Source organism: Sphingomonas natans (assembly GCF_030546695.1).
In the GTDB taxonomy this organism is placed as follows: Bacteria; Pseudomonadota; Alphaproteobacteria; order Sphingomonadales; family Sphingomonadaceae; genus Sphingomonas_I; species Sphingomonas_I natans.
The window spans coordinates 115,884-129,372 of record NZ_JAUOTP010000008.1 but is presented as its reverse complement, the minus strand read 5'-3'; the positions used below and the strand labels follow the sequence as shown (position 1 = coordinate 129,372).

At 68.4% G+C, this 13,489-nt stretch carries 12 protein-coding genes; 2 read left to right on the top strand and 10 right to left on the bottom strand.

What is annotated here, in order from left to right:
- Nucleotides 1-9: 9 nt before the first annotated feature.
- From Q4F19_RS16515 to Q4F19_RS16490, 6 genes are read right to left on the bottom strand one after another with little or no spacing between them, the layout of a single operon-like run.
- The gene (locus tag Q4F19_RS16515) at nucleotides 10-1,068 is read right to left on the bottom strand and encodes an NAD(P)/FAD-dependent oxidoreductase (RefSeq protein ID WP_303544787.1); all 1,059 of its coding nucleotides are present in this window, start codon (nucleotides 1,066-1,068) and stop codon (nucleotides 10-12) included.
- Complete coding sequence (locus Q4F19_RS16510; protein ID WP_303544785.1) at nucleotides 1,047-1,739, bottom strand: methyltransferase domain-containing protein; 693 nt, start codon at nucleotides 1,737-1,739, stop codon at nucleotides 1,047-1,049. The genes Q4F19_RS16515 and Q4F19_RS16510 overlap by 22 nt, the downstream gene beginning before the upstream one ends.
- A complete protein-coding gene (locus Q4F19_RS16505) occupies nucleotides 1,736-2,788 on the bottom strand; it encodes a type III polyketide synthase (RefSeq protein WP_303544782.1) in 1,053 nt (350 codons plus the stop codon). The genes Q4F19_RS16510 and Q4F19_RS16505 overlap by 4 nt, the downstream gene beginning before the upstream one ends.
- Nucleotides 2,789-2,791: 3 nt before the next feature.
- Entirely contained in the window at nucleotides 2,792-3,679 is an 888-nt protein-coding gene (locus Q4F19_RS16500) for an aldose 1-epimerase family protein (protein WP_303544778.1), read from the bottom strand.
- Entirely contained in the window at nucleotides 3,679-6,156 is a 2,478-nt protein-coding gene (gene gyrB, locus Q4F19_RS16495) for a DNA topoisomerase (ATP-hydrolyzing) subunit B (RefSeq protein ID WP_303544777.1), read from the bottom strand. The genes Q4F19_RS16500 and gyrB overlap by 1 nt, the downstream gene beginning before the upstream one ends.
- A 46-nt stretch (nucleotides 6,157-6,202) precedes the next feature.
- Nucleotides 6,203-7,705 (bottom strand): winged helix-turn-helix domain-containing protein, encoded by a 1,503-nt coding sequence (locus tag Q4F19_RS16490; RefSeq protein ID WP_303544774.1) that lies wholly within the window; start codon nucleotides 7,703-7,705, stop codon nucleotides 6,203-6,205.
- Nucleotides 7,706-7,909: 204 nt separating this feature from the next.
- Here Q4F19_RS16490 and Q4F19_RS16485 point away from each other — a divergent pair, with 204 nt between their 5' ends.
- Together Q4F19_RS16485 and Q4F19_RS16480 are read left to right on the top strand one after the other, a co-directional pair.
- On the top strand, nucleotides 7,910-8,218 hold the full coding sequence (locus Q4F19_RS16485) for a UrcA family protein (RefSeq protein ID WP_303544771.1): 309 nt from the start codon (nucleotides 7,910-7,912) through the stop codon (nucleotides 8,216-8,218).
- Between the two features lie 65 nt (nucleotides 8,219-8,283).
- Complete coding sequence (locus Q4F19_RS16480) at nucleotides 8,284-9,702, top strand: M20/M25/M40 family metallo-hydrolase (protein WP_303544769.1); 1,419 nt, start codon at nucleotides 8,284-8,286, stop codon at nucleotides 9,700-9,702.
- Nucleotides 9,703-9,771: 69 nt separating this feature from the next.
- On the opposite strand, the gene Q4F19_RS16475 is transcribed toward Q4F19_RS16480, so the two are convergent.
- The 4 genes from Q4F19_RS16475 to lysA form a co-directional block, all read right to left on the bottom strand.
- A complete protein-coding gene (locus tag Q4F19_RS16475) occupies nucleotides 9,772-9,954 on the bottom strand; it encodes a hypothetical protein (RefSeq protein ID WP_303544767.1) in 183 nt (60 codons plus the stop codon).
- A gap of 110 nt (nucleotides 9,955-10,064) precedes the next feature.
- Nucleotides 10,065-11,174, bottom strand: coding sequence for a DNA replication/repair protein RecF (gene recF / locus Q4F19_RS16470; RefSeq protein ID WP_303544764.1), 1,110 nt, complete (start codon nucleotides 11,172-11,174; stop codon nucleotides 10,065-10,067).
- Nucleotides 11,175-11,342: 168 nt separating this feature from the next.
- On the bottom strand, nucleotides 11,343-12,209 hold the full coding sequence (galU, locus tag Q4F19_RS16465) for a UTP--glucose-1-phosphate uridylyltransferase GalU (RefSeq protein ID WP_303545044.1): 867 nt from the start codon (nucleotides 12,207-12,209) through the stop codon (nucleotides 11,343-11,345).
- A gap of 2 nt (nucleotides 12,210-12,211) precedes the next feature.
- A complete protein-coding gene (gene lysA / locus Q4F19_RS16460; protein WP_303544761.1) occupies nucleotides 12,212-13,489 on the bottom strand; it encodes a diaminopimelate decarboxylase in 1,278 nt (425 codons plus the stop codon).

The following is a 13,489-nucleotide window of genomic DNA, read 5'->3' as shown; positions in this document are numbered from 1 at the left end:
CGAAACGCGTCAATGGCCGATCCGGGTGAGGCGGGCCGCAGCGCGTGCGATCCAGGGCGCGCGGCCGATGCAGGCGACCGCCAGCGCAGCGGGCCTCGGCGCCTCGGCGATCCCCCGGATCGTCTCGGCGCGGTCGATCGGAGCCGCAGCGCGGCGCGCGAAGCTCGCCTGGAAGCGCTCGGCGCTGTCGCCGGCGAGGATCGCAGCCGCCGCCGCGCGCCCGCCTGCCAGCGCGATCGCGATACCGTCGCCTGCAAGCGAGGCGATCACCGCCGCCTGATCGCCGACGCGGTAAGTGGCGGGCGTGGTCGACGCCGTGCGCCAGCCATAGGGCACGGCGGCGATCGCATCCCAATGCGCGGCCGTCGCGCCCAGTTCGGCGATGGCGGGCGCCTCGCGGGCGAGGTCGGCGAGCAGCGCCTCGGGTTGCCCGCCCGCCTCGCGCAGCCGCTCGGGCGCGACCGACAGGCACAGATTGGCGCGCCCGTCCTCCTGCGTCAGCAGCCCGGCATAGCCGCCGCGGAACAGGTGGAGCTCGATCGTTCCCGCCAGCGATGCCGGCGCGGCGACGGCGGCGCGGAGGCCGACCGATCCGCCGCTCGCATCCCGCGTGGCGCCGCGCAGCGCATATTTGCCCGTTGCGAGGATCAGCCGCTCGCCGCTGACGCGCGATCCGTCGGCGAGCTCGGCGGTCGTGACGTCCACCCGTCGCGCGGCCACGCCACGCAGGAGCTGGGCACCCTCGGCGTCGGCCAGCGCCAGCATCGCCTCGTCGAGCGTGGCGCGCGACAGACCGGCCGCCTGCGCCGGCAGCCGCGTCTCCGCGACATGACGTCCGGCGATGATCTTCACGCACGTGATCGGCACCGCGCCCAACGCGGACGGATCGATCCCGAGCAGGCGCAGCGAGGCGAGCGCATCCCAGCCGAGGAAGCCGCCGCAGACGATCCCGCCCGGGCGCTCGCGCTTCTCGATCAGCACCGGCGCGCGGCCGGCGCGGGCGAGGAGGATCGCGGCGGCGGCCCCGGCGGGCCCGCCGCCGACGATCAGCGTATCCGCTCGACGCACAGGCGAAACGGAAAGCGGCGGACGACGGTGGCGTCGCTTATGTCGGCCGCGGCCAGATAGGGCGCCCAGTCCGCCTCGCGCCAGCCGCGCGCGATCGAGAGCGTCCCGTCCTCGCGCACGATCCGGTGCCAGCGCATCGCGCGCGCCAGCAACGGATAGGAAGCGTGCGCGAGCGCGCTGCGGCGGATGTCGTTGACGAGCCAGCCGATCCGCGCCTCTGCCTCCATGAAGCGCAGGAAGGCGACGAGTTGATCGTCGCTCATATGATGCGCGACGAAGCTGCTGACGACGAAATCGAAGTCGCCTCCGCCCAGATCGGCATAGTCACCCGTGCGGAAATCGATCCCGGCTTCCGCCGGCGTGGCCGCCTTCGCGACGATCTCCGAACGCGGATTGAGATCGATCCCGACCAGCTCGGCGGCGATCCCGCGCGCCTGCGCCCAGGCCGATATGCTGCGCAGCATATCGCCATGTCCGTAGCCGACATCAAGCAATCGGAAGCGCTTGCGATCACCGATCGCGCGGGTCAGGAAACCCAATGTAGGTCGCGCCGACAGCAGCATGCGATTGACCTTCGAAAGGTCGGTCAGCAGCGCAGCATAAGACTCGAAATCGAGATCGAGCGCGTCCATCTGCTCGTCCTCACGGCTGCGGACGGCGAGCCTGCTCATGCCACGCTCCGGAAGCCGAACCCCTCTGCGGCCATGCCCGGCCCGAAGGCGAGCGCGATGCCGTTGGCGGCCGGACGCTCCTCGCGCAGCAGCCGCTCGAGCACGAACAGCAAGGTGGCCGACGACATATTGCCCTTCTCCGCGAGCACCGCGCGCGATGCGTCGAGCGCATCGTCGGCCAAGCTTAGCGCGCGCTCGACCGCGTCCAGCACCGAACGCCCGCCCGCATGCACCGCCCACAGGTCGACGGCATCGTCGCCTACGGTCGCGGCCCGCACCGCGGGGATCGACAGCGCGTCCGCGATTCTCGCCGGCACCGCCCCCGCCAGATGCATGACGAAGCCCGTATCGCCGATATCCCAGCGGATCATGTGCGCGCTGTCGGGCAAGGCAGCGGAGAACGTGCGCGTGATCGCCAGGCCCACTGGATCGGCGCTGACGATCGCGGCTGCCGCGCCATCGCCGAACTGGAGCATCGCCAGCAACGGCTCGATCTCGGTCGAATGCTGCAAGTGCAGCGTGCACAATTCCACCGTGACGACGAGGACCTTTGCTGCAGGTTCGGAGCGCACGATATGATGCGCGGTTCGCAGCGCGGCAACTGCGGCATAGCAGCCCATGAAGCCGACCAACGTCCGCTCGACCGACGCCGAAAGGCCGAGCCGCGTCGCGATGATCTGGTCGATCCCCGGCGCGACGAAACCGGTGCAGCTGGCGACGACGAGATGCGTGATCCCGTCGATGGCGCCCAGCCGGGCGATCGCCGCCAGCGCCAGCTTGGGAGCTTCCTCGGCATAGATGGTCATCCGCCGCGCGGTCGTCGGCGAATCGCCATGATAGAAGCCGCCCGGATCGATCTGGCGCGCCGCCGCATCGGGCTCGAGCACCGACCAGCGATTCTCGATCCCCGCGCGATCCGCCATCCGCGCGAACAGTTTGGCAGTGCGCGGATCGGTGATGCGGCTCTTGGCCCAGTCCACGAAGGTGCTGTGGACCTCGTTGGGTGGGGTGGCGGTTCCGACGCGATTGATGTGGGCAATCGCGACCATCGGTCAACTCAACGCATCAGGCTCGAGCGTGATCCGCATCGTAAAATGATGGCTCGATCCGGCGGGCAGCCGCAGGATGCCGGGCTTGTCGCGCAGCTCGCCCGCATAGCCCTGCGGATCGGCGAAGCCCGCCCAGGGCTCGACGCACAGATAGGGCGCGCCCGGCTTCTGCCAGATGCCGAGCTCGGGCATGTCGGGGAAGGCGATGTCGAGCCCGCGCCCGCCCGGCGCGCCGAAGCGCAGCGATCGGCTCGCCAGCCGATCGAAGATGATCGCATCGTCCTCGAACAGGCTCGCATCGGGGGTCAGCGTGTCGCCCACCACCGGGGTCGGCTCGGGTGCCGGCCGCATCAGCCCCGCGCCGTCGATCCGCCGGATCGGCGCAGGCTCGGGCGCGGCGAAGGTCAGGCGGTGATCCTCCTTGGCCGCGCCATAAGGCAGAGGCCAGCGCAAAGCCGGATGAAAACCGAAGCTCGCCGGCAGCTCCGTCGTGCCGCTGTTGGTCAGCACCGCGACCATCGCGAGCGTCGCGCCCTCGATCGAGAAGCGCAGATCGAGCCGGAAGGCGAAGGGATAGGAGGCGCGCGTCGCGTCGTCGTCTTCCAGCCGGAAGGTCGCCGCCGTCGCGGTCGTCTCGACCAGCTGCCACTCGCTCTTGCGCGCGAAGCCGTGCTTCTGGAGCGGATAGACCATCCCCCCCACACGGATCTCGTCGCCCGCAACGACGCCGACCACCGGGAACAGGATCGGCGCGCGCCCCGTCCACCAGGCGGGATCGCCGTCCCACAGCAGATCGCGCCCCGCCTCGTCGCGCAACGCCTGCAGCTCGGCGCCCAAGGTCGAGATGTCCGCCGACAGAGACGGCGAGGCGATGGAGACGATTTCGGACATCAGACGTCGAGATTCGCGACCGACAGCGCATTGTCCTGGATGAACTCGCGCCGCGGCTCGACCACGTCGCCCATCAGCCGCGTGAAGATCTCGTCGGCGACGTCCGCCTGCGAGACTTCGACGCGCAGCATCGAACGGTTGGCGGGATCGAGCGTCGTCTCCCAGAGCTGCTCGGCATTCATCTCGCCGAGACCCTTGTAGCGCGCGATGGCGAGGCCCTTGCGGCCCGAGGCGAGGATGCCTTCGAGCAGCTCGGACGGCCGCGTCACGCGGCGGCCCTTGGCGGGCTCGGGCGCGGCATCCTCGTCGATCGGCTCGTCGGCCTTCTCGGCCTGCTTCGCCGAGACGAGCCGCGCCTCGCCCTTGTAGCTCGCCGCCTGCTCGGTCGCGAGCGCGTGCATCCGCCGCGATTCGGTCGAGGCGACGAATGCCGCGTCGACGACATGATGATCGGTCACGCCGCGCCACAGCCGCCGCGCATGATAGCCGCCCTCGCCGGTCGCCTCGACCGTCCAGCGCGCATCGGGATCGGCGCGGTTGAGCCAGGTGGCGGCCTCGACGGCGACGGCGGTGCGGTCGCCGGTCTCGGGATCGAGCGCGCCGGCCAGAGCCAGCGCCTCGATCAGCCCCCAGTCGTAGCGGCGCGGCACATAGGCCATCAGCCGGCCCATGCGCTGCGCGTGCTCGATCAAGGTGCGCAGATCCTGGCCCGATCGCGCGCCCTCGCTCGTCTCCAGCGTCATCGCGCCGAGCCCGGCATCGACGAGATAATCGTCGAGCGCGCCGCCGTCCTTCAGATAGACTTCCGACCGGCCCTTCGCGACTTTGTAGAGCGGCGGTTGGGCGATGTAGAGATGCCCGCGCTCGATGATCTCCGGCATGTGCCGATAGAAGAAGGTCAGCAGCAGCGTGCGGATATGCGCGCCGTCCACGTCGGCGTCGGTCATGATGACGATCTTGTGGTAGCGCAGTTTCTCGATGTTGAAATCGTCGCGGCCGATGCCCGTGCCCATCGCCTGGATCAGCGTGCCGACCTCCTTGGAGGACAGCATCTTGTCGAAGCGCGCGCGCTCGACGTTGAGGATCTTGCCCTTCAGCGGCAGGATCGCCTGGATGTTGCGGTCGCGGCCCTGCTTGGCGGAGCCGCCGGCCGAGTCACCCTCGACGAGATAGAGTTCGCACTTGGCGGGATCGCGCTCCTGGCAGTCGGCGAGCTTGCCGGGCAGCGAGGCGATATCCATCACGCCCTTGCGCCGCGTCAGCTCGCGCGCTTTCTTGGCGGCCTCGCGCGCGGCGGCGGCGTCGATCACCTTCTGGATGATCGATTTGGCGTGCGCGGGATTTTCCTCGAGCCATTCGGCCAGCTTGTCGGCGATCAGGCTTTCGAGCGGCGCGCGCACCTCGGACGAGACGAGCTTGTCCTTGGTCTGCGAGCTGAACTTGGGATCGGGCAGCTTGACCGAGACGATCGCGGTGAGCCCCTCGCGCATATCGTCGCCGGTGAGCGTCACCTTCTCCTTCTTCATCACGCCGCTCTTCTCGGCATAATTGTTGAGCGTGCGCGTCAGCGCGGCGCGGAAAGCGGCGAGATGCGTGCCGCCGTCGCGCTGCGGGATGTTGTTCGTGAACGGCAGGACATTCTCGTAATAGCTGTCGTTCCACTCGAGCGCGACGTCGATCCCGACATCGTCGCGCTGGCCGTGAACCGAGATCGGCTCGGGAAAGAGCGGCGATTTGGCGCGATCGAGATATTTGACGAACGCGGCGATCCCGCCTTCATAATAGAGCTCGTGCTCCACTTTCTCGGCGTGGCGCGCATCGACCAGGAAGATGCGCACGCCCGAATTGAGGAAGGCCAGCTCGCGATAGCGATGCTCGAGCTTCTCGAAATCGAATTCGGTGATCTTGAACGTCGCCGGGCTCGGCAGGAAGGTGACCTTGGTGCCCTTCTTGCCCTCGGGCGACGGGCCGGTGACGCGGAGCGGCGCGACCGCATCGCCATAAGCGAAGCGCATCTCGTGCTGCTCGCCGTCGCGCCAGATCGTCAGGTCCAGATATTCGCTCAATGCGTTGACGACCGAGACGCCGACGCCGTGCAGACCGCCCGAGACCTTGTAGGCATTGGCGTCGTTGGTGTTGTCGAACTTACCGCCGGCATGCAGCTGGGTCATGATGACCTCGGCCGCGGACACGCCTTCCTCGGCATGGATCCCGGTCGGGATGCCGCGCCCATTGTCCTCGACGGACACCGATCCTTCGGGATTCAGCGTGATGACGATCCGGTCGCAATGGCCGGCCAAGGCCTCGTCGATCGCATTGTCGGAGACCTCGAACACCATATGGTGGAGGCCCGATCCGTCATCGGTATCGCCGATATACATTCCGGGGCGTTTGCGGACCGCGTCGAGGCCCTTCAGCACCTTGATCGAGGAGGCGCCGTAATCGTCGGAGCCGGTGGTCTTTTCGGGTTCTGCCATGCCGAGCATATAGGGATTTGGGGACCGTAACCCAAGCGAAATGGGATCAGGCCCGGCGGTAATCGGGCAACACGCCTGCCTCCTGCCAATAGCGCTCCAGCCCGAGTTCGGCGACGAGCCGCGAAAAGCGCGGATCGCTGCGCATCGGCGCGGTCGAGGGGAGGAACAGGATGTAGGTCCGGCGGTCGCCGAGCCGGGTATAGGCGCCCTGCTGCGCGGTGAAGCGCACGTCGGCCACGTCGAAATCGCGACCGAAATAATAGCCATTGGCGACCCGGAAGGCGTCGTCCAGGCGCTGCGTGAAGGCGGCGAACTGGATCATGTTCTCCGCGAAGCCCGCGCCGCTGTGCGCTGCCTCGATATTCATCGCGAGCGCCCGATCGATTGCGACGGGCTCACCCGAATGAACGGCTTCGGCCACGGCGATCACCTGGCGGAAATTGCTCTCGGGGATGCCGTTGGGCCAGCCGTCGCGATTGCGGCCCAGGACCAGGGCCTCGTCGATACGGCCGGTGAAAAGCAGGATGTAGAATCGCGTGAACCACACTGCGAAATGGGTCGGGAAAAGCTCGGCCCCACGTACGAGCACGCGATCGGCTTCTTCCAGCCGCCCGGCGGCCCACAGCGCCTGGGCGTGCGTATAGACCAATGCGGGTGTCGGCAGCTGCAGGCTCGCTTCGCGGTCCAGCAGGTTCGCGGTCTCGCGATAGCGGCCGACGGACGCCAACAGCCCGGCGAGCGCGACGCGGAGCAGGCCGTTGTCCGGATTGTCCGGCATCGCCGCCCGCAGCATCCGTTCGCGTTCGGCCCAATTGCCGATGCGCGGCATCACGACGACGCGCGCGGCACGGGCATTGCCGTTTTTCGGGTCGATCGAGAGGGCCCGGTCCGCCGCCTCGCGGCATCGCTGCGCCATTTCGCCGCTATGCTCGGCCGCACGACCGCGCGCCGCATTGGCATAGACGTAAGCAAGCGCACCCCAACCATCGGCATAATCGGGTGCCATCGTCACGGCCTGACGGAAGAAGCCGATCGCCTGGACATTGCCTTCGGGATCGGCCTGCCGGAGAGACGCCATGCCCTGCGCCATGAAGCCGGCGACCTGCGGCGGCAGCGTCACCGTCGACGGCCCCGCCCGGTGCCGGATCACCGCCCACCCGCCGAGACCGGCAGCAGCGGCGATCAGCGCCCCCCCGGCGATCACGCCTCGCCGATCGGGAAGGGCGCCTTGCGCGCGGCGGGGCGGCACCGATGCGGCCTTGGGATCGCGCTGGCCTGCGACGCGCAGCCGGTAGCCGACCTTCGTGATCGTCTCGATCCGGAAGCTGCGGGCACCGATCCCTTCGGCCGATCGGCGCAGGCGGGAGATCACGCGGTTGATCGCGTCGTCGCCGACGATCCGGCCCTCCCAGCAGCAATGCGAAAGATCGTCGCGGCTGACGATCGCGCCCTCGGCCTCCGCGAGCGCGACCAGCACCTGCATGACGCGGGGCTCCAATATTTCGTCCGTCCCGTCCTCGCGCGCCAACTGCCGGAGCGCCGGCCGCACGATCAATTCGCCCAGCCGGAAATCCGGCCGGATGCGCGAGATCGATCGTGTCGCCGTCCTTTGCCGTCACGGGATTCCTCAAATCGGTCGATCATCGGCATTTCATCAGGCGTTCGAAAGCTCGTCATCCTCTCCCATCGGGCCGCGCCGCGGCATGTCCGGCAGGTCGGACGCCGATGTCGCGTTCCGCCGGAGGACCCGATCATGAAGGCTTTTCTCGCTCTCGCCGCTGCCGCTACCTTTGCTGCCCACGTCGTCGCGCAACCTCGCTCCGGTAGCTGGCAGGTCGGCAACGACAGCATGCATATTTATTACGAGGATCTCGACGTGAACAGCCGGGCTGGTCGCGCCGCGCTGCTCGCGCGCGTCGATCGCGCCGTCGCGCGCCTGTGCCGCGCGGACATGAAGCTGGAGGAGACCGCCTGCGAGCAGGCGACGATGGCAGGCATCACGCTCCCGGCCTTGCGCCAGGCGATGACGGAGCGCGCCCCCACCGTGCTGGCGTCGCGCTGAATCGACCGCTTGCGCTCGCGGCGCGGCTCGCTCACTCTCGTCCCCGAATTCAGGGGATTATGCGAATGACGATCCGTGCCGTGACAGCTGTGGGCCTGCTCTCCGTCGCTATGCCGGCTCTGGCCCAGGCGCCCACGTTGCGGCCGGACCAGGTCCGCTTTCGCGGCCTCTATCAGGAGATGGTCGAGACCGACACGTCGATCACGACCGGTAGCTGCACCGCGCTCGCCGACAAGATCGAGGGACACCTGAAGACCGCGGGTTACGCCGCCGATCAGATCACGCGCTTCTCGGTGCCCGATCATCCCAAGGAGGGCGGGCTCGTCGTCATCCTGCCCGGCACATCGAAGACGCTGAAGCCGATGCTGCTGCTCGGCCATATCGACGTCGTCGTCGCCAAGCGCGAGGATTGGACGCGCGATCCGTACAAGCTGATCGAGGAGAATGGCTATTTCTACGGCCGCGGCACCTCGGACATGAAGGCGATGGACGCGATCTGGCTCGATGCGATGATGCGCTTCAAGGAGCAGGGCTACAAACCCAAGCGCACGATCAAGCTCGCCTTCACCTGCGGCGAGGAGACGAGCTGGGTGTTCAACGGCGCGCAGTGGCTCGCCAAGAACAAGCCCGATCTCATCGCCGCCGAATTCGCGCTCAACGAGGGCGGCGGCGGCCGCAGCGACGGCCATGGCAAGATCGCCGTCGCCAGCCTGCATGTCGGCGAGAAGAATGCGGTCAATTACCGGATCGAGGCGACCAATCCCGGCGGTCACAGTTCGGCGCCGGTGCGCGACAATGCGATCTACGAACTGTCCGATGCGCTCGCCAAGCTGCGCGACTATGATTTCCCGCTGATGCTCAACGAGACGACGAAGGCCTATTTCGCGAAGGCCGGCGCGGCGCGCGGCGGCGATGAGCTCGGCAAGGCGATGATCGCGATCGCCGCCAATCCGCAGGACAAGGCAGCCGAGGCGATCCTCAATCGCGACAAGGGCTATCATTCGATGCTGCGCACGACCTGCGTCGCGACCTTGCTCGACGGCGGCCACGCCAACAACGCCTTGCCCCAGCGCGCCGGCGCCAACATCAATTGCCGGATCTTCCCGGGCGTCTCCCCCGCCGATGTCCGCCAGGAGCTGATGAAGGTCATCGCCGATCCGAAGATGACCGTGTCGGAGGCCGAGACGCGCGGCCCCGTCGCGGCGCCGCCGCCGCTCGATCCTAAGATCGTCGGCCCGGCCGAGAAGATGGTCGCCAAATATTATCCGGGCGTGCCGCTGATCCCGACCATGTCGACGGGTGCGACCGACGGCATCTATCTCGAGGCTATCGGCATTCCGTCCTACGGCCCGCCGGGCACCTATGGCGATCCCGACGGCAACGGATCGCACGGGCTCAACGAGCGCGCGATCGTCAATTCGGTCTATACGGGGCGCGATTTCCTGACCGAACTGGTCAAGGTCTATGCGGAGGGGCCGCGCTAGGGCTCGATCGTCCGAGGCGGAGCGCCGCGCGCGTCCGCGTCAGGCGTGGATGAGGCTTTATCCGAACGTCTAGAGCGGCTGGCCGTACATCGCCTCGCGCACGCCGAGCCAGTACATCGCCTCGTCGATCCGCTGGCAGTCGAGCGCCCAGGCGATGCGGCGCTGAATCGCGGGCTCGGCATCATTGGCAAAGAGGTCGTGGAGCATGGTCGCTCCCTCCAGCACCTCGTCCTTGATCGGGTCGATAGCCATAGTGACTCCCGGACGGGACCCGCTGCAAGCGGGACTTCCCCAAGGCAACGACGCGTTAGGCCCAGAGCGGTTCCATATAGGTAGTGCGGATTATTAGCAATAATCAGACATTATTGCGGATCCGCCCGCCGTGCGTCTTCAGCCGCCTCCTCGCCGTCGAGCGGAATCAGCGTAGCCGGAGCGGGTAATTCCCCGAACGCGGCGAGGTCGGTTCCCGTCATCCACACCTGCCCGCCGGCCGCGGCCAGCCGGTCGAGCAAAGCCGCGCGGCGCAAGGGATCGAGGTGCGCGGCAACCTCGTCGAGCAGCAGGATCGGCCGGTCCCGGCGGTCGGCGGCGACGAGATCGGCATGCGCGAGCACGATGCCCAGCAGCAAGGCCTTCTGCTCGCCGGTCGAGCATAGGCCAGCCGGTTGGCGCTTGCCGAGATGCGTGACCGCCAGATCGGTGCGATGCGGGCCGGCCAGCGTCCGCCCGGCGGCGGCATCGCGCCCGCGGCCTGAACGCAGCTCGCGCGCCAGGGCGCCGATCCCGTCCTCCGCTGCGGGCGCCCATCCGCCCAGCGCCAGCCCGGCGCGGGCGAACGGCCCCTCGGCCTGCGTCGCCAGCCGCTCGGCGAGCCGATCGACGGTCCGCGCGCGCGCCGCAGCGATCGCGCTGCCATGCTCGGCCATCCCCGCCTCCAGCGCGGCGAGCCAGGCGGGATCGGCGCCCTCGGGCTCGGCGAGCAACTTGTTGCGTGCGCGCATCGCCGTCTCGTAGCGGCTGGCGTGGCTCGCATGGCCGGGCTCGCGCGCCAGCACGAGCCGGTCGAGGAAGCGCCGCCGCGCGCTCGTGCCCTCCACGAACAATCGGTCCATCGCCGGGGTCACCCACAGGATCGACAGATATTCGCCGAGGCCCGCCGCGCTCGCGCCGGCGCCGTTGATCCGCACCTGCCGCCGCTCAGGCGCGGCGGCGAGCGTCCCCGTGCCGAGATCCACGTCGCTGCCCGTCCGCGCGCCGATCGCGAATCCGCCCGGCCCGTCGCTGCGCGCCATTTCCGACAAGGTCGCCCCGCGCAGCCCGCGCCCCGGCGCGAGCAGCGACACCGCCTCGAGGATGTTGGTCTTGCCCGATCCGTTGAGCCCGGTGAGCAGCACGAGCCCCGGCCCCGGCGCGATCATCAGCTCGGCATGATTGCGGAAGTCGGTCAGCGCGAGGCGGGCGAGGGCGGTCATGAGTGCCGCTTCATCCGGCGGTTGCGCGCCGCTGTCGAGAGCGACTCTCTCCTCCCGTCATCCTGAACTCGTTTCAGGATCCAAGAACCGCACTCACAGCGAGCGGCGCGCCTGCCACTCACGTCGGTTCATGGATGCTGAAACAAGTTCAGCATGACAGTGCGACGCTCAGAGCGTGCTCAGCCACTCCTTCAGCGCCGGGCCGATATCGCTCCGCTCCAGCGCCAGCGCGACATTCGCCTGGATGAAGCCCAGTTTCTCGCCGCAATCGTGGCGCGTGCCGTCGAAGGTCTGCGCGTGGAAGGGCTGGACGCCGATCAGCTCGGCCATCGCGTCGGTCAGCTGGATCTCGTTGCCCGCGCCGCGCTTGCCCGCATCGAGGATGTCGAGCACCTCCGGCTGGAGGATATAGCGGCCGACGACCGCGAGGTTGGACGGTGCCGTACCCTGCTTGGGCTTCTCCACCATGCCGGTGATCTCCGTCACCGCGCCTTCGCTCGCGCCCGGCGTGATCACGCCATAGCGATGCGTATGCTCGGCGGGCACTTCGACCACCGAGATGACGTTGCCGCCCTTCGCGTCATAGGTCTCGCGCATCTGCTTGAGGCAGGGATTGGCCGGATTCCACAAAAGCTCGTCGGGCAGCAGCACCGCGAAGGGCTCGTCGCCGATCAGCCCCTTCGCGCACCACACGGCATGGCCGAGCCCCGACATCTCCTGCTGGCGCACGAACGCGGCCTGGCCGGGCTTCAGCCGCGTCGGCTTCAGCAATTCGATGATGTCGGTCTTCTGCTTGGCGTGGAGATCGCTCTCGATCTCGAACGCGCGATCGAAATAATCCTCGATTGCGTGCTTGGACCGGCCGGTCACGAAGATCAGCTGGTCGAAGCCCGCGGCCAGCGCCTCGTCGACCGCATATTGGATCAGCGGCCGATCGACGACGGGCAGCAATTCCTTGGGTACCGCCTTGGTCGCGGGCAGGAAACGCGTGCCGAAACCGGCGACGGGGAAGATGGCTTTCCGGACGGGCTTCACGCTCATGCAACGGGTTCCTTCTCGAGCCATGCGGGCAGGGAATCGGCGGATATCAGCGATTCGACGGTTTGTCGGGCGCGGACTATCGCCCAATCGTTACCGGACACCATCACTTCGGGCGTCAGCCCGCGCGAATTATAGGTGCTCGCCATCGTGGCGCCATAGGCCCCCGCGGTCAGGAAGACGACGAGGTCGCCTTCCTCTACCTTATCCATCTCGCGCCTTTTGGCGAAGGTGTCGCCGCTCTCGCAGATCGGGCCGACGATCGTCGCGGTGAAGCGCTCGCCCGTGGGCGCCACCGCGCGGATTTCGTGCCACGCATCGTAGAGGCTCGGCCGCAGCAGATCGTTCATCGCCGCATCGACGATCACGAAGGGCTGCGTCTCGCCCTGCTTCACGCGCACGACGCGCGTCAGCAGCACGCCGGCATTGCCGACGATCACGCGGCCGGGCTCGAACACGAGCCGCACCTCCCAGCCCGCGGTCACGTCGCGCACCATCTCGCCATAGACGGCGGGGCTCGGCGGGAGCGGCTTGGCGGCATCGTAGGGCACGCCGAGCCCGCCGCCGAGATCGGCGGTGGCGATGGCATGGCCGGCGGCGCGCAGCTCGGCGATCAGCGATCCGATCCGGACGAAGGCGGCGCGGCTTGGGCTAAGATCGGTCAGCTGGCTGCCGATATGGACGGCGACGCCCTGGATAAGGAGCCCCGGCAGCTCGGCGGCGCGCGCGTAAGCGTGCATCGCGCGGCTGATCGGCACGCCGAACTTGTCCTCGGAGCCGCCGGTCGAGATCTTGGCATGCGTGCCGGCATCGACGTCCGGGTTCACGCGGAAGGCGACGGGCGCGACCTTGCCCAGCGAGACCGCGACCGCCGACAAGGTCTCCGCCTCGGGCTCCGATTCCAGATTGAACTGGAAGATGCCGGCGCGCAGCGCCTGCGCCATCTCGTCGGCGGTCTTGCCGACGCCCGAAAAGACGATCCGGTCGGCCGGCACGCCCGCCGCCAGCGCGCGCGCCAGCTCGCCGCCCGAGACGACGTCCGCGCCGAGGCCAGCCTTCGCAAGCGTCGCGAGCACCGCCTTGTTCGGATTGGCCTTCACCGCGAAGGCGATCAGCGGATCTTGGAGACCCGCCAGCGCCTCGCGGAACACGCGCGCATGCCGCTCGATCGTGGCGGTCGAATAGACATAGGTCGGCGTGCCCGCAGCCGCGGCGATCGCGGCCAGCGGGACGTCCTCGGCATGCAGGCTGCCGTCGCGAAGCTCGAAATGGTCCAT

Coding starts and splice junctions, on each gene's coding strand:
- Q4F19_RS16510 (WP_303544785.1), bottom strand. CDS start 1,739: ATGAGCAGGCTCGCCGTCCGCAGCCGTGAGGACGAGCAGATGGACGCG.
- Q4F19_RS16505 (WP_303544782.1), bottom strand. CDS start 2,788: ATGGTCGCGATTGCCCACATCAATCGCGTCGGAACCGCCACCCCACCC.
- Q4F19_RS16500 (WP_303544778.1), bottom strand. CDS start 3,679: ATGTCCGAAATCGTCTCCATCGCCTCGCCGTCTCTGTCGGCGGACATC.
- gyrB (WP_303544777.1), bottom strand. CDS start 6,156: ATGGCAGAACCCGAAAAGACCACCGGCTCCGACGATTACGGCGCCTCC.
- Q4F19_RS16485 (WP_303544771.1), top strand. CDS start 7,910: ATGAAGGCTTTTCTCGCTCTCGCCGCTGCCGCTACCTTTGCTGCCCAC.
- Q4F19_RS16480 (WP_303544769.1), top strand. CDS start 8,284: ATGACGATCCGTGCCGTGACAGCTGTGGGCCTGCTCTCCGTCGCTATG.
- Q4F19_RS16475 (WP_303544767.1), bottom strand. CDS start 9,954: ATGGCTATCGACCCGATCAAGGACGAGGTGCTGGAGGGAGCGACCATG.
- recF (WP_303544764.1), bottom strand. CDS start 11,174: ATGACCGCCCTCGCCCGCCTCGCGCTGACCGACTTCCGCAATCATGCC.
- lysA (WP_303544761.1), bottom strand. CDS start 13,489: ATGGACCATTTCGAGCTTCGCGACGGCAGCCTGCATGCCGAGGACGTC.